At 44.8% G+C, this 21,958-nt stretch carries 19 protein-coding genes and 1 riboswitch; of the genes, 6 read left to right on the forward strand and 13 right to left on the reverse strand.

What is annotated here, in order from left to right:
- Positions 1 to 106: 106 nt before the first annotated feature.
- Positions 107 to 421, forward strand: coding sequence for a hypothetical protein (locus JAO78_RS11580; protein WP_226751518.1), 315 nt, complete (start codon positions 107 to 109; stop codon positions 419 to 421).
- A gap of 89 nt (positions 422 to 510) precedes the next feature.
- Here JAO78_RS11580 and JAO78_RS11585 read toward each other — a convergent pair whose 3' ends face one another.
- Complete coding sequence (locus tag JAO78_RS11585) at positions 511 to 1,824, reverse strand: M20/M25/M40 family metallo-hydrolase (RefSeq protein WP_226751519.1); 1,314 nt, start codon at positions 1,822 to 1,824, stop codon at positions 511 to 513.
- Between the two features lie 361 nt (positions 1,825 to 2,185).
- Positions 2,186 to 3,160 (reverse strand): GGDEF domain-containing protein, encoded by a 975-nt coding sequence (locus JAO78_RS11590; protein ID WP_226751520.1) that lies wholly within the window; start codon positions 3,158 to 3,160, stop codon positions 2,186 to 2,188.
- 467 nt (positions 3,161 to 3,627) lie between these two features.
- On the opposite strand from JAO78_RS11590, the gene JAO78_RS11595 reads away from it, so the two are divergent.
- On the forward strand, positions 3,628 to 4,101 hold the full coding sequence (locus tag JAO78_RS11595) for an energy transducer TonB (RefSeq protein ID WP_226751521.1): 474 nt from the start codon (positions 3,628 to 3,630) through the stop codon (positions 4,099 to 4,101).
- 110 nt (positions 4,102 to 4,211) lie between these two features.
- Here the strand turns inward: JAO78_RS11595 and JAO78_RS11600 are convergent, their stop codons facing one another.
- The 3 genes from JAO78_RS11600 to JAO78_RS11610 all read right to left on the reverse strand — a co-directional run bounded on the left by JAO78_RS11600 (position 4,212) and on the right by JAO78_RS11610 (position 6,496).
- A complete protein-coding gene (locus JAO78_RS11600; protein WP_226751522.1) occupies positions 4,212 to 4,610 on the reverse strand; it encodes a glutaredoxin family protein in 399 nt (132 codons plus the stop codon).
- Positions 4,611 to 4,680: 70 nt separating this feature from the next.
- Entirely contained in the window at positions 4,681 to 6,003 is a 1,323-nt protein-coding gene (gene dinF, locus JAO78_RS11605) for an MATE family efflux transporter DinF (RefSeq protein ID WP_226751523.1), read from the reverse strand.
- 55 nt (positions 6,004 to 6,058) lie between these two features.
- A complete protein-coding gene (locus tag JAO78_RS11610) occupies positions 6,059 to 6,496 on the reverse strand; it encodes an Lrp/AsnC family transcriptional regulator (RefSeq protein WP_226751524.1) in 438 nt (145 codons plus the stop codon).
- A 138-nt stretch (positions 6,497 to 6,634) separates the two neighbouring features.
- Here JAO78_RS11610 and astA point away from each other — a divergent pair, with 138 nt between their 5' ends.
- The 4 genes from astA to JAO78_RS11630 all read left to right on the forward strand — a co-directional run bounded on the left by astA (position 6,635) and on the right by JAO78_RS11630 (position 10,808).
- Positions 6,635 to 7,657, forward strand: coding sequence for an arginine N-succinyltransferase (gene astA / locus JAO78_RS11615; RefSeq protein ID WP_226751525.1), 1,023 nt, complete (start codon positions 6,635 to 6,637; stop codon positions 7,655 to 7,657).
- Between the two features lie 71 nt (positions 7,658 to 7,728).
- Positions 7,729 to 8,532, forward strand: coding sequence for a DUF1338 domain-containing protein (locus JAO78_RS11620; RefSeq protein ID WP_226751526.1), 804 nt, complete (start codon positions 7,729 to 7,731; stop codon positions 8,530 to 8,532).
- A gap of 140 nt (positions 8,533 to 8,672) precedes the next feature.
- Complete coding sequence (locus JAO78_RS11625) at positions 8,673 to 9,257, forward strand: sugar O-acetyltransferase (protein ID WP_226751527.1); 585 nt, start codon at positions 8,673 to 8,675, stop codon at positions 9,255 to 9,257.
- Positions 9,258 to 9,323: 66 nt separating this feature from the next.
- Positions 9,324 to 10,808 carry an FG-GAP repeat domain-containing protein gene (locus JAO78_RS11630; RefSeq protein WP_226751528.1) on the forward strand — a complete coding sequence of 495 codons (1,485 nt, stop codon included), beginning with the start codon at positions 9,324 to 9,326 and terminating at the stop codon, positions 10,806 to 10,808.
- A gap of 504 nt (positions 10,809 to 11,312) precedes the next feature.
- Here the strand turns inward: JAO78_RS11630 and JAO78_RS11635 are convergent.
- The 8 genes from JAO78_RS11635 to JAO78_RS11670 all read right to left on the reverse strand — a co-directional run bounded on the left by JAO78_RS11635 (position 11,313) and on the right by JAO78_RS11670 (position 21,905).
- On the reverse strand, positions 11,313 to 14,483 hold the full coding sequence (locus tag JAO78_RS11635; RefSeq protein ID WP_226751529.1) for an amidohydrolase family protein: 3,171 nt from the start codon (positions 14,481 to 14,483) through the stop codon (positions 11,313 to 11,315).
- A gap of 479 nt (positions 14,484 to 14,962) precedes the next feature.
- A complete protein-coding gene (locus tag JAO78_RS11640) occupies positions 14,963 to 15,334 on the reverse strand; it encodes a DUF3718 domain-containing protein (protein WP_226751530.1) in 372 nt (123 codons plus the stop codon).
- A gap of 103 nt (positions 15,335 to 15,437) precedes the next feature.
- Positions 15,438 to 15,524, reverse strand: a riboswitch (cyclic di-GMP riboswitch).
- Between the two features lie 163 nt (positions 15,525 to 15,687).
- Positions 15,688 to 16,695 carry an ArsA family ATPase gene (locus JAO78_RS11645; RefSeq protein WP_226751531.1) on the reverse strand — a complete coding sequence of 336 codons (1,008 nt, stop codon included), beginning with the start codon at positions 16,693 to 16,695 and terminating at the stop codon, positions 15,688 to 15,690.
- Complete coding sequence (locus JAO78_RS11650) at positions 16,686 to 16,958, reverse strand: cory-CC-star protein (protein WP_226751532.1); 273 nt, start codon at positions 16,956 to 16,958, stop codon at positions 16,686 to 16,688. Before JAO78_RS11650 ends, JAO78_RS11645 begins: the two co-directional genes overlap by 10 nt.
- On the reverse strand, positions 16,955 to 18,634 hold the full coding sequence (locus JAO78_RS11655; RefSeq protein WP_226751533.1) for a carbon starvation CstA family protein: 1,680 nt from the start codon (positions 18,632 to 18,634) through the stop codon (positions 16,955 to 16,957). Before JAO78_RS11655 ends, JAO78_RS11650 begins: the two co-directional genes overlap by 4 nt.
- Positions 18,635 to 18,761: 127 nt before the next feature.
- Positions 18,762 to 19,133 carry a YdbL family probable chaperone protein gene (locus tag JAO78_RS11660; RefSeq protein WP_226751534.1) on the reverse strand — a complete coding sequence of 124 codons (372 nt, stop codon included), beginning with the start codon at positions 19,131 to 19,133 and terminating at the stop codon, positions 18,762 to 18,764.
- A gap of 10 nt (positions 19,134 to 19,143) precedes the next feature.
- Positions 19,144 to 19,332 carry a YnbE family lipoprotein gene (locus JAO78_RS11665; protein ID WP_226751535.1) on the reverse strand — a complete coding sequence of 63 codons (189 nt, stop codon included), beginning with the start codon at positions 19,330 to 19,332 and terminating at the stop codon, positions 19,144 to 19,146.
- Entirely contained in the window at positions 19,329 to 21,905 is a 2,577-nt protein-coding gene (locus JAO78_RS11670; RefSeq protein WP_226751536.1) for an intermembrane phospholipid transport YdbH family protein, read from the reverse strand. The genes JAO78_RS11665 and JAO78_RS11670 overlap by 4 nt, the downstream gene beginning before the upstream one ends.
- Positions 21,906 to 21,958 lie beyond the last annotated feature (53 nt).

The raw sequence follows: 21,958 nt of genomic DNA on the forward strand, positions 1-21,958 counted from the left end.
CAAAAAACCAACAATCGTGTCGATCTGTTGGCTTTAACGGGTAACATTAAATTGCGAGTTCAACAGTCAGTACTTAGTCGCAAGTTATGATTTCTGGGGCATCAGCATGAAAATATACTGGTCATTTAATCATATTCCGGAGCTTTCCCATTTATCAGCGAGTGAAAAAAAACGGTTATGGCAAAAAGCTTCCTCGAAATGTTTGCGTAGTTGGCTCGGGTGGCTTGGGCTGATTTTCTGTGGTCTTAGTGGATCTTTAGGCGCTGATATAGGGGAAATATATGAATTAAAAATGCTTGGTACTGCTCTAGGTGGCGCCAGCGGCGGTCTTATTTATGCTCAAATTGTTACCTATTTTGCGGTAAAGCATTACAAAGAACTTTTGGCAGAGCCACGTTCTTCAGATGACCCTGAAACTTAACCAGACGCTGTTGTTGTCAACGCTAGCCCTTCGTGAGGCGGTTTATCTGCACTGTGAGCCGCAGTGATAATTTGGCTATTTAGGAATGGTTATAACTGCCCTAATCGATAAATAAGCAAAGCTGATTTTTCGATGTTTTTGCTTAAACTCGTTAGATCTGCCGTTTCATTTTGAGTGTGAGCACCCGCGCCCATTAAACCTAGCCCATCAAGTGCCATGTCTACATGGTTTGCAGCAAATGAGATATCGGCAGCACCGGCATTGCGTGGGTTGGCTGCCACCACTTTGTTGTAGCCTAAATCTTCACTGGCTTTGCTATACATGGCCAATAATTTTTGATTGCCTTCAGTCATTGCCATGGCGGGGTAGCCGTCTGCAAATTCAAGCGTCGCTTTGCTGCCATTTAAGTTATGACTAACAATACGTTGCATTGTTTTTTTGGCATCTTCTTCTTGTGTGGGAGACAGCGCACGTAGATCACCGGCAACATAGACTTTTTGGGCGATAACATTACTTTTTCCAAACGCCGTTGCGGTAGAATGGGCATTGTCGAAATCGGCATGAGTGCCGCCAACTATCAGTCCTGGGTTAAAGGTTAAATTAGGCTGCGAAGCGAGTTGCTCTCTAAAGCTATTTAAAATGCGAGAGACTTCATAAATAGCGCCAAAACCCACGGTGTCACTAAATATTTGTGACGAATGAGCAGCTTGTGCTTCCACGGTAAGTGTCCAGTCGATATAGCCTCGCCGCGCGACCATAGCGGTTTCAATATTGTTATCCGCATTCTCATAGCCCAGAGCTACATCTGCCCAGATTGCCGCATCGACTATGGCTTGCTTCGATAAATTCAATGGCTGGCCGCTGCTTTCCTCATCGCCAGTGAGTAACACCTTAATGCTGACATTGTTAAGCAAATTGAGTTCGTGCAGGCTTTTAAGGGCAGTAATAATAATCGTATTGCCGCCCTTCATGTCGGCAACACCCGGACCGGATGCTAAAGTCGGACTAAGTTGTGTGTAGGTGTTAAAATTATCGTTTTCGGCGAATACGGTATCAAGATGGCCAATCATCAGTATTTTAATGGCATTTGGATTGTTGCTTTCGCGTGTTGCAAGCACATGGCCCGCGCGGTTAAAAGCGCTGCCATCCAGCCATTCTACTTTAAAACCAATAGCGGTTAATTGTGCAGTGGCTAACTGTCCAACCTTTTTAACACCCGCAAGATTCAGCGAGCCACTATTGATATTGACGGCTTGTTCTATCTCTTTTAATGCCTGAGGCAGATGTTGTGCAACCTGTGTAACGATTTGTTGTTCGTTTTTATCAAGCTTAGCGTAGCTGGTTAAAGGAAATGTCGTGGCAAGCGCAATGATAAGTACATAGCTTAATTTTAAGAATGACATGGCAGCCTAATTAATCTGCAAGAATGAACTGAATATGCAGTAAAACGACATCATATTCAATACGAAAAAACTGCATTGCACCATCTCGCGTTAGGAGTAACCGTTAGGCAATGTTAAAGATGGAGCAGCCCATAACTCAGCTTTTGCTAAAGGTTTCTGGCCATTTATGCTTTGTCATGAATACAACCTGTTATATAGGCTCTGGATATTTTACAAAGTTTGACGTTACCAAGTTAAGTTGTTAACAAAATTATCCCATGTATCGAGATAGGTTGAAATCACTGCACATTAGGAGTGTTACGAATTGCACCAGATGTAGGGTGAATAATTAGCGACTTACAAATTATGTAATGCAGCGTATTTACTCATCACTAAATATGGCACGATCTCGCCCACTGTTTTTAGCTAAATACAACGCTTTATCGGCACGTTTTAACCAGCTATCCTCTGTGGTGCCTGGTAACCAAGGTGCTACGCCAAATGACACGGTGATTTCTTTACCATCAGGTGTTTTTAATGCGTTTTTAATCGCCGTTCTCAGATGTTGAATAAAGGTGTGATAATGTTCATTGATTTGAGGGACCAATAGCACAAATTCTTCACCACCGAACCGATACAGCCGATCATATTGCCTTATCTGCGAGGTAGTAATGGCCACAAAATCTTTGAGAACCTGATCGCCCACCGCATGACCAAATTTATCATTTATAGCTTTAAAATAGTCCAAATCTAAAATGGCGAGCATTGGTTTACCGCCGTTTCGTTCTGCGGTTGCTAGGGCGGCTTTTATATCAACGCTCATGGCTCGGCGATTAAAGGCGCCGGTAAGTGCATCGACTGTATTGAGGGTTTCCAGTAAACTAAACTGCTTAGCGCTATGGCTGGCATAAACAAAGGAGCATAGAGACAACATTAAGATGGAAATAATATAAGAGTCGAGTGACACAATGACAAAAATGTCGGAAAGCAGCGCCAGTGCAATACCAGCTAGTGTATTAATGATAAAGGCTTCAACTGGCTTAACTAAAATAAAAGTACTGACGAAAACCGGGTAGATCCATAAAAAACTGTCTATACCATTAGCACTGCCAATAACGACGACACCTGTATTAATAAAGATGGCAATTACAATGCTGACCACACGGATATGCAGGCTTAAATAGGCATAAACAACTAACATTATAATGCCCAAAACCAGCGTGATATCGATGACCGCTGCTATCAAGTTGCCTTCTAGGTAACGTATTACGGCGAAAGGTAAAACACCCAGCACAGCAACCACACCAAGTAACAACAGCAATGACAGTTGATATTTTTGCTGTAACTGATTAATCATAACCTTCTCGTTTGAATGAAATGAGTATATTTATCACTTTACATATTAACATGACCAAAACGTTATTATTATTTTATCTTTCTTCAATTTGTGCAGTGCGGTTATCAATATTTTTTTATTTAATCAATGCAAAAACCTGCGCCAGTTGGCTATTACGATCAGTCTAGTTTTAACAGAAAAGCAGAGCTTTGAAACCTACCGAGTTGTTAAAGGATTATATTGTTGCATTTGCAATCCTTAACTGTTATTTATTGTTAATAAATTTTACAGTAGTTCAGAATAAGCTCGATCCCCGCGGTAGTTCGGCCGGCAACTCTGTGTTTATGTGTGCAGCAAGCCACTTTCAGATTGCGCTGTTTTGGGTCGGTTTAACGCAGGCAACCTTCAGCATAAAGCATGAAGCATAACGGTGAAACAATCTTAGCCGAAGTATGGTGTCATAAATCAAAAACTAGAGGGAATTAGTGATGAAAAAAATCGTGTGTATAAGCGTGTTAAGTGTGCTTTTAATCGGTTGTAAAGCCAATGATTCGGTACAAAGTACTGATCACGCCGCGGCACTGGCTGGGCTAAATTATCTTAATCTTACGGCTGAAGATAAAAAAGATTTATTAGACGAATATTGGATAGCCGAAAAAAAACAAGAACCACGTTATCCGCTTGATGCTGCGTTTAACCAGCTATCAGGTTGTGTCGATATGCTTGTGGGTATTGATAAAGACGGCAAAGCTACAGCAGTATCGATTATTACATCTTTTCCTAAGGGCATTTTTGATGCAAACGCAATAGAAGCGTTATCGCATTGGCAATGGGTCGCCAGTGCTAAAAACAGTGCGAAGCAACCGGTGCTGACTTCCATTAAATTTGATTTTACGGTCAGTGGTTCAAAAAACTTAACGAAAGCTGAGCAGCAATGTGATTATGTGCATACGGTTGATTAGCGATTAAAACGGTCGTGTTGGCTATTCTCACGTATTTAAACAACGCATTTAAACAAGGCGCTTAAAACATAGCGGATGACAAGTAGCGCATACTCGATGCGCTACTACCATTAAGAACGGCTGGCGGTCACTAGGCTTTGTAAGTGTAAGATAATGGCATCAGATTCATACAGCCACTGCGTTTCTCCCGAGTCATCTTTGATCTGCAAACAAGGTACTTTCACTTTTCCGCCACCGCTAAGCAGTTGTTGCCGGTACTCGGCATGGTGCTGTGCGTCACGTTTTTGGATGTTTAAGCCTAAACGGGCCATCTCTTTGCGCACTTTAATGCAAAAAGGGCAGGCGGCAAATTGATACAGTGCCAATTGCTGGCAGGCTTGAGATAATTGTTGTTGTTGCTCGGCGCTATGAGCCATCGGGCTTGGGGTGCTGAGTTTTTCAGCCAGTAACATAACAGGGGTTAATACCAAACGAATAAAGCGAAAAAATAAACGGATGATCACACGCATAAACAACTCTGCTGCTCGTCATTGAATAAAAATAGTGGCGCAGCATAGCACAATTTAGCGGTTTTTTGCTTTAACGAAATAGCACCACGATACCTTTGCGATACAGCGGCCATGCTAAACTTAAACCGCGTAATAACATAAATAGCGACAAGGCTAGCCAAAGCGCATGATTATTTAAATGTTGTAGCAGCAGGTAGCACAGCGCAAAGCCACTAAAGGCAAGCAACATACTGTTTCTCATCGCGCGTGCTTGTGTTGCCCCAATATAAATGCCATCAAGCAAGTAGCCCCAAACGGCTAACAGCGGTAGTCCAATTAACCAAGGCAAATACAGGTTTGCTTGCTGTTGCACCGCGGTAATAGAGGTTAAGCTGCTAATAATTGTCGAGCCTGCCAGCCAAAACAGCGCGCTGAATAGCCCCCCTAATAACCATCCCCAGCCCGCCAAGATCTTAAGCAGCAGCCGCAATTCGCTTTGATCTTTTGCACCAACCGCTTTACCCGTCAGAGCTTCTGCGGCATAGGCAAAGCCATCTAGGGCATAAGATACCAGCATTAAAAAGGTGATCAGCACCGCATTTGCAGCGACTACAGTATCGCCAAAACTGGCACCTCGAAAAGCGATAAATACAAACACCAGTTGTAAACAAAGACTGCGAATGAAAATATCACGGTTTAAAGCAAAGAGTCGGCTATAACCGTCGGCTGAGAACAGCTGTGGCCATTTAACAGGCCCCAGTTGTTGTTGTCGCCATAAGCGGCGCACCAAGTAAAGCCCAACGGCAAGCGTACTGTAATCGGCCAAGACCGACGCCGCCGCGACACCACTGACTTTCCAGTCAAAGCCCAAAACAAATACTAGATCAAGTAGGATATTGATGGTTTGATTCAGCAGGAGTAGCCACATGGGATAACGGGCGTTTTGCAGGCCCAAAAACCAACCGAGTAATACCATATTCAGCAGGGCAGCAGGAGCGCTCCAAATACGGATCTGAAAATAGATCTCAGCCTGAGTTAACACTTCCGTGCTCGCACTGCTGAGCTTATAGACGATTGGCATTAACCATGGATGCACGATTAACAAAAGTATTGCTAAGCAGAGCGCCACTAAGCCCGCTTGTAGTAAACTTTGGCGCAAAGCTTGTTGGTTATTGCGGCCTAAAGCTTGTGCAGTCAAACCGGTGGTGCTCATACGTAAAAAGCCGAGTAACAAAAACACTAAGCTAATTAAACTGCTCCCCAGCGCCACACCGCCTAAATACCACGCCTGTGCTAAATGCCCTACCACGGCGGTATCGACCAACGACAGTAATGGGATGGTGAGGTTGGAGGCAATCATGGGCAGTGCAATCAATAACACTTGCTTTTGTTTAGGATGCTGTAAAGTTAACAACGCTAAGGCAACTTGCTGCTGTTCATATTAAGGCCGTTTCTCTCATGTATATGACTTAAAACGCTTGGCGTTTAAATTTGGTTTCTAAAATGACCGACGAGGTGGTGCGTTCAACCCCTTCTAAATTACCAATATCATCAAGTAAATGACTCAGTTGCTCAGTACTCTGAGCTTGCACAATCGCAATTAAATCGTACTCGCCACTAATGGCATAAAGAGCGGCTATTTGCGGTATTTGCTTTAATTCATTATTGGTGCGGGCCGTCAACTTTTGTTTCACTTTGATACTAACGTGTGCTGCCACTAAACTGGCTAACCAGCTTTCGCCCACTTCAACGGTATAGCCTTTGATCACGCCAGTTTCTTGCAATTTTTGCAAACGATTTTGCACCGTGGCGCGAGACAAGGATAAGGCTCGTGCCAGGTCGGAAATACTCGCACGCGCATCTTTTTGCAGCAGTGCGAGCAGTTTTTCATCTTCTTTGCTTATCACTTTGTATTATGTCCTTAGCAAATTGCTATATAAGTCTTTTATTCTGTTAAAAATGATACTGCAAAATGTCAGCTATGGCGAATATAATGGTATTACGACGAGTTACTGTTTTATCGCTTATTCGCTGAGGCTATGTGTATGTTATTGATCCGACCGATTACGACGGCTGATTTTGCCGCCTTAAAACAAATTGCGGTGGAATCCGGCCCTGGCTTTACCTCTTTACCGGTGCATGATGAGCGTTTACAACACAAAATTGCCCATGCTTCACACAGTTTTAATGTGGATGTTTCTGCACCAGGCGATCACGGTTATTTATTTGTGTTAGAAGACTGCATCACAGGTGAAATCGTCGGTACCACCGGTATTGAAGCGGCCGTTGGCTTACATACACCGCTGTATCACTTTCAACAAAACACCGTGATCCATCACAGCGCAGAGTTGAATGTATTAAACCAATTAAAAACCTTGACGCTATGTAACGACTACACCGGTGCATCAGAAATTTGTACTTTATTTTTACGAGAAAGTTATCGGCGTAATCATGCTGGGCGCTTTCTGTCTAAGGTGCGGTTTTTATTTATGGCCGAGCATCCGCAGCGCTTTTCTGACATCGTGATTGCCGAAATGCGAGGTGCCACCAATGCCGAGGGCAAACCGCCTTTTTGGAATTGGTTACAGAACTTGTTTTTAACCATCGACTTTCCTACGGCCGATAAACTGATTGGTGTCGGCAAAAAGGCTTTTATTGCTGAGTTGATGCCGCGTCATCCTATTTATGTGGGCTTACTGCCTACTGAGGCGCAGCAAGTGATTGGTCAGGTGCATGAAAATACTAAGCCAGCCCTAAAAATGCTGGAAAAAGAAGGCTTTAAGCATCGGGGGTACATTGATTTGTTTGATGCCGGCCCAACGGTAGAAGCCCGCTTACAAGATATTCGTTCTGTCGCGTTAAGTCGCCGTGTACCGGTGACCATTAAAGAAGTGCGTGGTGAGCGCACTTTAGCTGTGGCGAATACTGCCCTGAGTGAGTTTAAAGCCAGTTTTGGTAAAAATGCCCAGTTTGATGAACAACAACAACAGTTACAGATCAGCGCAGAGTTAGCCGCAGCCTTGCAATTGGCCGAAGGTGATTTTGCACGTTTTATTAATTTAGATTAATGTCGGCGTAGCGGTGTTTGTTAATATAAACACATGCGGCTGTGCCAGCCTAGCCATTATTGGGAGTTGCAATGCATACTTGTGTAAAAAGCTTATTTGAAAATTTATGGCAAAATTACCTGACGGTAACGCCATCAGCTCGTCAAGTGCACCAGTTGTTGGGTTCATCACAAAAAGATGATGTGATTAATGACCATATTGCGCTACGTACCTTTAATTTACCGAAAGTCAGTTTAGATAAGTTGGCAGCGCATTTTCTGGCACTGGGCTATACCGAGTGTGGTGAGTACCATTTCGAAGCTAAAAAACTTTATGCCAAGCATTTTGAACATGCGGATACCAGCCTGCCGAAAGTGTTTATTTCTGAATTGTTATTAGATAAGTGCTCCGCCTCGCTGCGTGAGACGATCACCGCATTAGTGGCACAGATCCCTGACGATGCAGTAACGGCGGATAACTTTTTATACTCGGGTACGCATTGGCAAATTGACAGCGCCACCTATGCCGCTTTATTAGCTGAGAGCGAATACGCTGCATGGACCGCCGCTTGGGGTTATCGCGCAAATCATTTTACGGTTAACGTGAATGATTTACAGAAGTTCACTAGTCTAGAACAAGTGAATGAAGCGTTAAAAAGCGCCGGTTTTTTATTGAATACGTCTGGTGGTGAAATTAAAGGTACGCCAGAGGTGTATTTAGAGCAATCCTCGACGTTAGCCGATATTGTGCCGGTACAGTTTAGCGATGGTGAAGCGCAGATCCCAAGCTGTTTCTATGAATTTGCTCGTCGTTATACACTACCCAATGGCAAGTTATACACCGGTTTTGTCGCGGCTTCAGCCGATAAAATTTTTGAAAGCACCAACGCTCGCTAAGCATTGGGTTTACGAATAAGGCCCCGCACTATGCTCTGTAGTGCGGGGCTTTTTTTAGCGCGGTGCAAAGCCTGACGGTTTGTTAATTTTACTGGGTAAATTCAAATAACTTTGTTAGTCTAGGCCTTTATAATAGTGAGATGGCCGCTGTGACTGAATATGAGAAAATGCTTAACGCTCAATGGTATAACCCATTAGATCAAACTTTACGTGAATTGCGTTTAGCCACTCGACAGTTGTTATATAAATTTAACAAAACCTCGCCTGAACAAGTGAAAATTCGACGCACGCTGCAACAGGATTTATTTGCTGAAGTGGGCCGAGATGTCTTTATTGAACCGCCTTTTTTCTGTGATTATGGTCAGCACATTCGACTGGGCGATAAGGTGTTTTTTAACTTTAACTGCGTGGTGCTGGATGTCGGTTGTGTGACAATTGGTAACAACGTGTTTTTCGGTCCTGCAGTGCAAATTTATACAGTGAATCATCCTTTAGGGGCTGATGAGCGGCGCAGCGGTATCGAGCAAGCGTTACCCATTAACATTGCCGATGATGTATGGATCGGTGGGGGCGTGATTATTTGTCCTGGCGTGAGCATTGGAGCAAGAAGCGTTATTGCTGCAGGCAGCGTTGTGACTCAAGATGTACCTGCTGATGTTGTTGTGGCAGGCAATCCCGGAAGAGTGTTGCGCCGTTTAAATGCTGACACAACCGCTGATACCTAGGTACACAGCTAAACTTTTTGGTTCTATGACACGTAGTTAACGCAGATTATTTAAGGGAAGAACATTATGCGCTTTATTACCGCGTTGGGTATATGGATCACACTTGCTATCCCGGGTATTTATGCCCCTTTTAGTGCAGCGTTTGAAATGGATCGGGTACACGTGGCCCTAAGCCACCCAGCAAATGGCAGTATCATGATGCTGCAAGGCCAAAATCAATTACTGGTGTCTGGCTTTAGTCAATTCGAGCGTTGGTTAACCCTCGTAGAACTAGATCAATATCAAACGTTAGCCGTGCCTATTCCAACCAACGCGCAGTTTTTCAGTAAAGCGCGATTAGTTGGCTATGAGGCCGAGCAGTTGGTCTTTTTAACCGCTGACGGCATTGTGCATTACCAACAAGCCAGTGCCGGTTCATTATCCGCCGGGCGCTTTCAACCTTTGCTGGCCAGCAGTTCAATGTTTCGAGTGATTGATGAAGTGCGTTTACGCGAACGTAATTTTGCCCTTGATTTGGGGTCGGGACGCAGCGACTTTTTAATTGCCGATTTTCAGCATATGCACCTTTATCGCCAGCAAGCGGATGGGCAGTTTGTGCATTATGCGTTACCCGTTAGCGCAAGAATACAAACCTGGGGCAACAATCGAGCCGATTACTCAGGCCGCAGTCATTATGCGATAGATGTGGATCAAGATGGTTTATTAGATCTGGTGTTTGTGCAGCAAGGCCGTTTTAGTGTATTTTTGCAGCAAACGGATGGCAGCTTCGCACTAGAGCCTTATTATCCCGGTTGGCCGGTATTGCTATCAACCGAGCGCCAAGCAGACCAACGCTCGGATGCGGGTCGCAGCTACTCGGGCCAAAATATCACCACCTTAGAAGATATCACCGATTTAGACGGTGATGGGCTGCCCGATTTGGTACTAAATGTGGAGCAAATAGCCGATGCCTTAGAGCGCAGCAGTCGCTTTCAAATCTTCTTTGGGCGAGCAGCGGATGATGGTGTCACTTATCCAACCGTCGCCGATACCGAAATCAGTATTGATTCAGTGCCTACCGAAGTGGTGATTGACGATTTTAATGGTGATGGTCGAAAAGACTTTTATATTCCGACTACCAAGATTGGTGTCGGCACCATTGTGCGAGTGCTGCTGCGCGGCAGTGCTAATTTAGATGTCGATTTTTATTTGTTATCTGAAAATCGAAGCTATGCGGCAAAAGCCGATTTTCGACAACAAGCCAAGATTGATGTCAGCATCAGTAATCTGCGCTTCGACATGCCGTTATTTAAACTGATTGATGTGAATGGCGATGGTCGTAAATCGTTGTTACTAGGCGAGGGGGGTAATGAATTACGCTTTTTTGCACCTGATGGCAGCGGGTTGTTTAAGCGTAATAGCGATAAAGTACAGATGCCCTTACCTCGTGATGCCAGCCGGGTACAGGTTGTTGATCTTAACAAGGATAACAAAGAAGATTTGGTTTTACCTTTTGATAGCTTAGATGATGCCGAGTTACGCAATCAACTGATTTTACTATTCAGCCGTTGAGCGCGGCTGACCTTTTTTGGGGCAAGCGTGCTTGCCCCTTATCTATAATCTGTGCACGAACCTCTTGCCAACAGTCTTAATCTAATTAGCTAAAAATACCACTGACCACATTATTGATGGTGATCAGCCAAACTAACTATGCGTTGGCTCTGCTGGAATGATTTGGAATATAACTAATGTAACCATATTAGAATTGAAATCCGATGTATATGGCATCGACTTATAATGTCAAAAGTTGTAACAAGGCGACGGAGTAATAATTATCTGTAAATCGTTAAACTGAGGTTTAATGACAAGTAATGTGGTCTTTTGCAGAAAAGAACCAAGTTAATAGAGGGTTTTATTAAATGACGTTAAGCATAGTTTCTATAACGTGAGGCTAAGCTTCTGTTACCGTGGCATTTAGACGTGTCTTGCAAGCGATAACGCTAAAGGTATTGTTGAACATTAATAGCATGCATATGAATAGCGGAGTGTGATCTACACACTCCGCTAAAAGCTAACTTAACGTGGTTCGAAGAAGAATGGCTGACGTTTGCGCTCACGCAGACCAATTTCATTCATGCTTGCGGCATCAAATAACCGGCCATTGACCATGGTGTAGACCACTTTATCGGTCACGCGGATATTTTCTAGTGGATTACCGTCGATGACGATTAAGTCAGCCAATTTGCCTGGTTCAATACTGCCAAGTTGATGATCCATACCAAAGGTTTTAGCAGGGTTTAACGTGGCGGTGCGTAAGGCTTCTAACGGTGTCATACCGCCTTGCGCAAACATCCAAATTTCCCAGTGTGCGCCCAAACCTTCACGTTGCCCATGGGCACCGATATTCGCAATCACCCCGACGTCTTTCAGCTCATTTGCCGTTTTTACCACATTAAAGTGGTTATAGTGATGCTCTGGTGCTGTTGGCCGGCGCATACTGCGCGGCGCTAACCGATCCATCGGGACATATTGACTTAACCTAGGGTGTTTCCAAACCTCAGTTTTATCGTACCAATAATTTTCGCCCCAGATACCGCCATAAGCCACGTTTAATGTTGGTGTATAAGCGGTGCCACTGGCTTGCCACAATTGTTTAATATCATCATAAACTTTTGCTGCAGGTAAAGCGTGTTCAATAGTGGTATGGCCATCGACAATCATCGTTAGATTGTGCTGCATCAATGAACCGCCTTCAGGTACTACCATCATGTTCAATTCACGCGCGGCTTGGATCACTTGCTGGCGCTGATTACGGCGTGGCTGGTTGTAACTTTTCACACTAAAGGCGCCGACTTTTTGTAAGCGCGTTAAGTGAAACTTCGCATCCTCTAGGCTATCGATATGCGAGGTATAACCTGCGCCTTCCGCACCGTAAAGAATCGTACCCGTAGAGAAAATACGTGGGCCAACAATTTGACCGCTGCGTTGTAACTCGCTGGCACTGAAGATCTCACGGGTATCATTAGACGGATCATGAATACTGGTTACACCAAAGGTTAAGCCAGCATAGTTTTCCCAGTTTTGCTGCGGGGTAATTTGCTGCACACCTTGGCTGCCGTGAGCATGAGCATCAAAAATACCGGGCATCAACGTTTTACCGGTAATGTCGAACACTTTGGCGCCTTTGGGAATAGCGATATCCGCACGGCTTCCTACGGCTTGGATTTTGTTGTTTTCAACTAAAACTACCGCGTCTTGTAACACTTGATCGCCGTTCATGGTAATCACTTGGCCACCAACAAACGCTACGATCCCACGAGGCATATCAACGGGCATTTTAAAACCTAAGGATACGGCTTGCTCGGTGGGGCTGTGTTGCTGTGCATTTGGAGCGAAAAGGCCATCGATGCTAGCTTGATATAACTCAGGGCCTAACGTCCAATACAGTTTGTCACTGTCGCCATTCCAGCTGATGTACTCACCTGCGCGTACCGACAATTGTTTCACTGGGAATTGCTTATCGTTGGCGCCAATCGCGATAGCGCTGCCACGTTCAGTAAACGGCGTAACAAACACTTTAAAACGGTCGGCAAAGGCTAAATGTTTGCCATCTGGCGAGATTTTAAATTCTGTACCAAATTTTGCGGTGTACAGTGTTTGTTGCGTGTGTTTTTGCAGGTCAATGCTGATTAAGCTAGGGGCACTCCCATAATCCATCGCATACACTTTGTCATTGTTGGCGCCAAACATCGGGCTGCGACCATTACGAGCGATCAAAGTGGCATCGCCGCCGCGATTGCTGATTTTATATAAACCGGTTTGTAGCGACCATTGCAGTGGCAAAATACCGCCAGCACCGATTTTACGATACACCACGGTTTTGCCATCAGGGCTAAATGTCGGTTCGATATACTTGCCTGGCTCATTTGTCAGTTTGGTCACGCGGTTGTTGCGCAAGTTGATAATATTAACAGCTCCTTGCGTTTGGTCATTCCAGCTCACAAAAACCAGCTCGCGGCCGTCGCGGGAAAATTGCGGATATAGCTCAAAATCGGTCGTTTGACGGGTCAAACGACGTGGTTTAGGATCGCTAATATCGGTGATGTAGAGATGGCCAAGCGCGGTAAAGACCGCTTGTTTACCATCAGGCGAAATTTGAGTAAAACGTAACATTTTTACATCAAATTCGTCTTGGTCTAAGTTTTGTTTAACCCGTACTGCCGTTTGAATTTGTTTGCTGGTATTCACTTCAAAGGGAATGGTGCTCACCTTTTTATCGCTAAGCGCTAAGCGTTTAATTTCGCCTCCCGCCCAAAAGACCAGATGTTTATTATCAGGTGTCCAGCTGACGGTAGGGTAAACACCGTGTATGGCCCAGGTTTCTTGCATGTCGCGATCTAATCCATCATAGAGTTTGATGTGTTCGCCACTGGTTAAATCATATAAAAACAGCGTACTTTGAAAGTCGACTCGACGAATGTATGCCAAATATTTGCCATCAGGTGAGGGGGTTGGCCGAATTGCACCGCCCGGGCCTGTTAAAATGACATCCATTTTACCGGTTTCACGTTCAAAACGTTTGATGGTGTAAATACCCGACTCTGAGTCTTTGCTGTAGTGAAAGGTTTTGCCTGGCGTATCATCTTGTGAAAAATAAATATAGCGGCCATCGGGTGAGAAGGCGGGCTCACCCAGATCTTTTTGATCATCAGGTCGCTCGGTTAACATCACACCGCTACCGCCACTGATATGGTATTGCCATACTTCACCCGCGCCTAAAGAACGGCTGGCGGTAAAGTGTTTACGCGCCACAATAAATTGGCTATCTGGGCTCCAAGCGGGGCTGTTGAGTAAGCGAAAGGTTTCGTTGGTGACGGCCCGAGGCGCTGAACCATCGCTGCCCATGATCCAAATGTTGTCTCCACCATCGCGATCTGAGGTAAAAGCAATGTATTTACCATCGGGGCTAAATACGGGCTGCATATTCCAAGCGATATCGTTGGTCAGCGGTGTGGCTTTACCACCGCTAATCGGCATGGTGTAGATGTCGCCCAGCAAATCAAATACCACGGTCTTACCGTCAGGGCTGACATTAACGTTCATCCAGCTGCCTTGCTGTACTTTAATATCAACATTGCTGAATTCGCCGATAGGGGCATTAACCTGCCAGGTTGCAGGTTCTGTTTCGGCATAACTAAAAAAGCTACTGATGGCTAACGCGAGTAAGGTTGGAGAGTGAATACGCATAAGGATCCTTATTATTGTATTTTTTATATTTTAGTTAGATTCTCATACTCTATAAGATTAGTTAAGAGGCTAGCGCAGTTGCTGCGTTAAATCACCCTTAGCGTCAGATAAAAACCGCTAGCGAAAGGCTTTTTTGTATCAATAGCACAACAGCATCAATAGCAAAGCGCGTGGCGGTAAAATAAGCGATAAAAAAAGCCTGTCAGCATCAGTGACAGGCTTTGTCTTAGTCATAGAATATTAGCAAAAGCATAGAGGTGCTAGTTTTTTAAAAACATCAATCTGCATAGGGATACAACGAATAAGGCCTTGAGTTGCTTTGTTGCTAGAATAAATCAAAATGCTCAATGCTTCGCTGGAGGCAGCGAGATAAAAGCATATGTATTAACAGATTTAGGAGTGGATTTTGATTAGGCCAAAATGAAAAAAGCCAGTCAAATTGACTGGCTAAAAGGAGAGGGAGTGTTAATTTTTAGCGGTTAGCCACCTGCGCGAGCAACTAAAACTTCGACAACAGGTGAGTCAGCAAAGCCATTACCTTTAGCCCAATCAATGTCACCTGATGAGGCAACGATGCTGCCTGGTAATTGTTTGATGATAAATTCAGCGGTGTCATTTGCGTTGTTTTTGATTGCAAAACGGACCAAGGGTAAGCTGTCACATACTATACCTTCGTACACATTGCTTAAACGTAAACGATTATCAGATAAAGTTTTACGTAACTGGTTACGGTTATCTGCAGCGACGTAAGAGCAAATTGATTGTGCTAACTGTTCGTCAGCAGCAACAGGAGTACTGATAAAAGCTGATGTAGCAACTAAAGCGACAAATGTAATGATGGTCTTAGTCATGGTGTGCTCCTGCGTGTGCCATAGGCGATCACTGTAAAGTAAGTTGGTTAAGTGATAGGCAAATCATGCGGGAAGCGTGATCATCAATTAACATGGGTTAATCAATGGCAGCCCGGCTATCATAGGGAAGGTCCCGTTAGATCCGTAGCTTTGCGTGTTCACCCTTTCGGATGACTTGCCTGTCAATGAATTAATACTAATCAATGATTATTAAATGTGCAAGAAATAAATGGATCATTTTTTAAATTCTTTTTTTCAGCGGTGTGTTTGCCAGCGTGTTGCGTGATTTTTACGCCACCATCGAAAGGGGTTATTCCAGGGGAAATGGCTTTAGATTAAAACAATACTGGGCGTTAAAGCCCAGCATTGTTTAATAAGTTAGCCATTAATTCTAAAGCGGCTAAGCCTTGAATATCAGTGGCTTGCAGTGGGATCTTATAGCGCGGTAGCTGGCTAAAATCCTGTTCAATTTGCTGTAAATGACTTTGTTCTTGGTTGCGTCTTTTTGCTAAAAACGCGCCATCCGCTTCAGCAGGTAAAATACGATTAACGATTAAACCGGCTAACGGTAATTTTTCGTGCTGTAAACTTTGCACCGCACGTCCTGTTTCTAAGATAGGTAATTTCTCGGGCGTTAATACAAAGAGTAAAGCCGTACGCTTTTTATCAAGCAATAACTCACGGGTGCGTTGCAATAAACGTTGCCGAGTTAATAGGGTTTCGGTAATGGCTCTATTGCGCTCATCCATGCCAGATGTCGCCAGCTCGGCGGGATCAACCAGCGGATTATCAATATCACGGCCGCCTTTAGGGGTAAGATGTCCAAGCACTTCACCGAGTTTTTCCGAGCGTTTATTGGCACTGAGTAAGCCTTGCGTCCACGCGGCCATGGCTTCAGGCAAGCTGAGTAAGCGCAAAGTATGGCCTGTGGGTGCCGTATCGAATATGACTAAATCATAATCGGTTAAACCCAGTTCAATCGTATGCGCAATCCTTTCCAGCATGGCCGCTTCTTGTGCCCCAGGTGATTGCCGTGTTAAACGCATTTGCCGTTCAATTTCAGCGTACATTTCAGGACGGGTAAAACGCTTTAGTTGCGCGCTAACTTTGGCTAAGTGTTGATTGACTTCCTCGTCAGGATCGAGTTCTAACGCATCCAGATTTGCAGCTAAGCGAGTAATCTTATCGCCTATTTTTTCACGACCAAAGGCATCGGCCAAGCTATGCGCCGGATCGGTTGAAACCAATAACACTTTTTTACCGCGTTGGCTGGCTAATACCGCTAAGGCGGAAGACATGGTCGTTTTACCGACTCCGCCTTTGCCACCAATTAGCAATACTTTTTTGTCGGTTAACAACATTTGAAATTATCCAGTGGTGAGTGCTCCATACCCATTCGGGTATGCCAATCATGAAATCGCTCTATTAACAGTGGCTGCAATTCTAAGGTGTAATAACTTGCAGGGTTGGGGACACCCATCATTTCAGAAAAGATCAGCAGCATGAAGAGGTCATTTTGTTCCCGTTGCGCTCGGGCAATAGCCGAGCGGTAGGGGGCATTATAAGCCTCTTCAGCATAAAAACTGGCCTGGCGAAACCAGGCCTTAATGGTATCGAGCTTCATACTTTATCGTTGGCAAGCTTATTGGCTTTTATTTGTCGGGTAAGCGTCCCCACAGATTCAAGGATCACTAAGATTGCTGCGATTAAGATAACTAAGTCTAGGGTGAATAAGAACCAATCTTGCTTGTCATAAAAGCTTTTGAGTTGAATTAACAGACCTAGAGTGGTCATTGTTAATAAGAAGATTAATGGTGCCAGCGTGTACCACATTGGACGGCCCAGTTTTACTAACATAACCGTGATCACTAGCAAGGTTAAACCTGCTAATAGTTGGTTAGTGGTACCAAACAATGGCCAAATCATCATACCGCCTGAACCATCACCACCGGCACCAAAAGCCAGCAGTAAACAAGAACCTACCGCTAACAGCGTGGCGGGTGCAGCTTTTTGCATCCAACTAATATTATAAATACTGCCCCATTCTTGGAAAATGTAGCGTTGTAAGCGTAAGCCGGTATCCATCGTGGTACCTGCAAACAAAACCACCATTACCGTTAACAAGGTCTGAGATAAAACCGCGTCTAAACCAATACCATTTTCCAAGATATTGGCACCGCCGCGGATAAAGGCACTTACGCCACCTTGGCCAAAGCTATGATAAATCGCCTGCCAATCAGCAAGGGTAGCAAAACCGGCAGTGGCAGCAATGATGGCGGCTAAAGCCAATGAACCTTCACCAATGGCGCCGAAGTAACCAACAAAACGTACATCGGGTTCTTTATCAAGCTGTTTAGAAGTTGTACCGCTAGAGACTAAACCATGGAAACCGGAGATAGCACCACAGGCGATAGTCACGAACAATAATGGGATCAGCGAAGGTGTGCCTTCCGGTACATCATGATTAAAGGCTGGAGCAACAATATCTGGGCTGGCAAAAATAACGGCAGCGTATAATAAACCTAGACCGATAAATAATTGGATGCCGTTAATGTAATCACGTGGTTGTAATAAGGCCCATACCGGTAATAATGAGGCGATAGCTGCGTAGACAAACAGTAAGACAATCCAGCCTTGACGATCAGATAAACCCATGACGGTTTCTGGTAACGACAGCGGGAACATTGGGCCGGCATAAATCATCGCATAGAGCGCGACGACACCAATAATGGTCACCATTAACAAACCAATCAGCTTGCGATAAATTAACTGACCGATAATTAAGGCAACCACAATGGCGCCCCAGACAGGCACGGTGGCACTTGGAAAGTTAATTAACTGACCGGCAATAACCACGGCAAATACCGCGTTGACCATCAGCAATACCAAGAAAATAACGATCATAAAGATACTGCGGGCGCGATTACCGACGATATCACCTGTTAAGGCACCGATAGATTTTGCTTTGTTACGGCTACTGGCCCAAATTGCGCCTGCATCGTGCACACCGGCAAAGAAAATAGTACCAAAAACAACCCATAAAAAAGCGGGTACCCAACCCCAGATCACCGCAATAGCAGGGCCGATGATGGGGGCTGCTCCTGCTACGGAAGTAAAGTGATGCCCCCATAAGATATACTTGTTGGTTGGCACATAATCGATACCGTCTTGCATTTCATGAGCGGGTGTACGGAAATTTGGATCCACTTTGAATATTTTTTCGCAAATAAACTTTGAGTATACAAAGTAACCCAGCGCCATGGCGGCTAGGCCCATTACCATCAAATAAATAGCATTCATGCTATAACCTCTTAGTGGGTGTTAAAATCAACCTTAAATAATACAGTAAGGCTTGATGTTCAAGTATGCGACTAAAGTCTAATTACTTGTTCCCGCTATCGGTCAAGTTGTCATTTTGTTGTAAAAATCAGCGTTTTTGTACCCATTTACCTTCAAGTAAAATAAAATGCCCTCGCTGCGTGCGTTCGATAGCCTTTTGACCTGCCAAGGCTTCAACATCTGCAACGGCGATGTTGTTGTCTTTTGCTAGGCGCGTATATTCGGCGCGGCGTGCATCATTAATCAGTTTAGCGATGGTGTCGGCTTCACTATTGGCGTTGATCACCCCAAGATAACCATTCAGTTGTTCACCCACTAAACCTTGTGTTTTGGCGTTAGGTAAAGCGGCCATTGCTTGTTGTAATGTCATGGCCATAATTGGCAAACTGACAGCCATTAATACACTCAGTACTAACAGTTTAAGTGAGCTAAAAGCGGTAAAACGTGATAAAAAAGTCATGGTGTTCTCCTTAGAATAACCCGCTGGCATCACTGAATAAATCGTCGAGTTGCTTATCTACTTTAATATAGATCTCATGTTGGATTTTTACATTAAGGTTAATGTTAATAGGCTCATTGGCTAGTGCGACTTCCACCTTTGGGGTGCAAGCAGCAAGGGCGAAAACTAAGCCTAGCCCTAGCAACGCATGTCGTTTCATCGTTTTTCTCCTGCAGCAGCTTTCGCAGCTTGTTGTCGTTGAATATATTGTTGGACCCGTTTGGTCAATGTATCGTTCAGTTTGTTGGCCAACTGCAAGCTCGCGAGCATGGCCGGTAAATCTTCCTCTAAGTTAATATTTAAATTAATCGCTCGGCCTTGTTGTAAAGCCGGATTGGCACCTTTTAACTGAAGCGCCAACGTCAGTTTGCCATCGGTTGCATAATTAAGTTCAGAGTTAAGTACACTAAATTGAAAGTTTTCTAATGCATCAAAGACGATTTTCATACCGCCAGTCTTCGCTGAGGCAGCACTGGCGGCACTGCGATACTGTAAAGTACCGCCTGGCGCTTCTGCGGCTAATTGACCTTGTTGCACACTGAATTGTTTGTTGTTGATGGTTAATGGAATACGCCCGCTTAGTTTACCATTGGCTTTTAATTCTGTAGTGGGGTGCTGACGCACCAGCTCTGCTAAATCAAGTTGGTTGATTATTAATACCAGTTGTTGGCTTGGCTGTTTTAGTGCCATTAATTGCGGTTCAACAGACAACTCACCTTGCATAAAGCCAAGACGAGCGTCTAACAGTTGTAAATTACCTAAAAAAGGTTCTGCTAACGTCGCTTGATACTGCGCCTTCAGCTGTAACGGGCCCATCTGTAAGCCATGGTTAAGCTGCGCCAGCTGTAATTCAGGCACCTCGATGGTGAATTGCTGGGCTTTTAAATTCACTAAAAACGCAGAGGTTAAGCCAGTAAACAGGGTACGATCATAAAGCCCTGTTAATTCTCGAAAATTCACTTGTGTATTAGCAACAAGTTGTTGCTGATAGCTAAGCTGGCCATAGGCGTTAATGCGACCACGAGTTAAATTAAGTAAACTTGGCCAAGCTTGGAAGCTTGTGGCTAAAGGGTTGCCTGCCAGTAAAAACAAGTCCTCTAGTTGCCAATCCATTTGCAGTTGTGCGGGGGCTTGCCACGCGGTTTGTTGTTTAACGATTAAGCCACTGTCGTTGCTTAACACCCCTTCAACGTCAAGCTTTACGAGGGAGCCACTGGCGTTGCCTTGCCATTGCCAGTTTTGTGTTAACAGTTGAGCATGTTGCAGTTGTTGTACCTCTAGTTGCAGTTGGCTGCTCAGTGTGACATCGGCGTCTGTTGCTTGGCTAATGGTGGTGCCATTAAGGGCTAGTTTCACTTGACCTTTTGCGTCGGGATGCGTCACTTTGGCCGCTAAGCTAGTGTTATCGGCTAGTTGTAATTGCCAATACTTGGCCTGCCAAGCGCCATGAAAACGGCTTTGCAATGTCACATCTTGCAGTTTTAATTGGTACGCTTTGACTTGCAGTTGCTTGGTTTTTAACATGAGCTCAGCTTGATTGAGCGTGATGGCTAACTCTGGCGTTAAACTTAACATCGCTTGTGCATTAAAGCTGCTTTGTACTGGGCTGGCTGAAATAAGTTGAAGTTTTAGCGGCAGTTGCGTTAATGACGGGCTGCTGGCGCTTTGACTATCAATTTTAATCAGCAGTGGCGCTAGCGGATCGGCGAAATAAGCTTTCAGGCCAAAATCAGGATAATGACTTAATGCCAGATCAGCGGCTAATTGCCACTTTGACACATGCTGATCGGCAATCTGGAGCTGTGCTTTTAATTCTCCTTTTAACCAGCCGATATTGGGAATAATAAATGCGTCTGGGGCTCTGGCAATAATATCTATCTCGGCATTAACCAAGGGTAACGCGTTGGTTGCTAGCCTTGCCTCAGGCCATAGCTTTGGTAATTGCCAACGGGCGACAAGATGTAATTTTACTGGTTGAGTAAATTGCTCGCGCCATTCATCAGGTAGCTGCAGATCCCACTCGTTAAGCCAAGCTAATAAGGCCGGTGAGGGCGGCGAAATGGCTAAGGCTAACTCGGTACTGGCAGCACGATCGATAGCAAGCTGTTGTTTAAAACTTAACGCCAGTTGCTGATCTAGGAGCAAGGTCGCTTGAATGGCCAGTGCATCAGGACCTTGCTGCAATTGCCAGTCAGTTTTGACGGTTTGCTGATACTGTGGGCTTTTGAGCGATAAACTGGCTTGCCAAGCTTGCTGCTCATCCGCACTGGCCACTAGACTAGCTTGCAAGGCACATTGGCCGCTGGCACAGGGCAGCAATAAATCGATTTGGTCTAGTTTAATCAGCTTTGGCAACCATGTAGGTAAGCGCCAATCCGCTGATAGCGCCACAGGGAGCCGAGCGGCGGTGTCTGCAACGTGCTCGCCGGTTTGCTGCACAGTGATGGTGGCACTGGCCAGTTGGATGCTATGTGCTTGAATTCGAAAAAAGCCTGGCCATGACCAGCGCAGTTTTAAGTCGTGAAAGCTCACTTCGCTACGATAGTGGTCGTTTTCATAAACGAGATCTAATTGGTTTAAGTTGGCTTGATGCCAGGAAAGGTGTGACAGTTGCAGCGACCAGCTACTGATCCCAGCCATTTTTAATTGAGTATGCAGGTAAAACCAAGCGATAAACAGTAACACCGGTAATACTAACAGCAGCATAGCTAAGATTTTTAGCAATCGACGCATGCAAGCTCCTCGTTAGTTTACCGCCAATGGTGAGTGTGCTTTAGCCTAACTGA

The sequence above is a fragment of the Alishewanella maricola genome (genome assembly GCF_016343785.1).
Taxonomy (GTDB): domain Bacteria; phylum Pseudomonadota; class Gammaproteobacteria; order Enterobacterales; family Alteromonadaceae; genus Alishewanella; species Alishewanella maricola.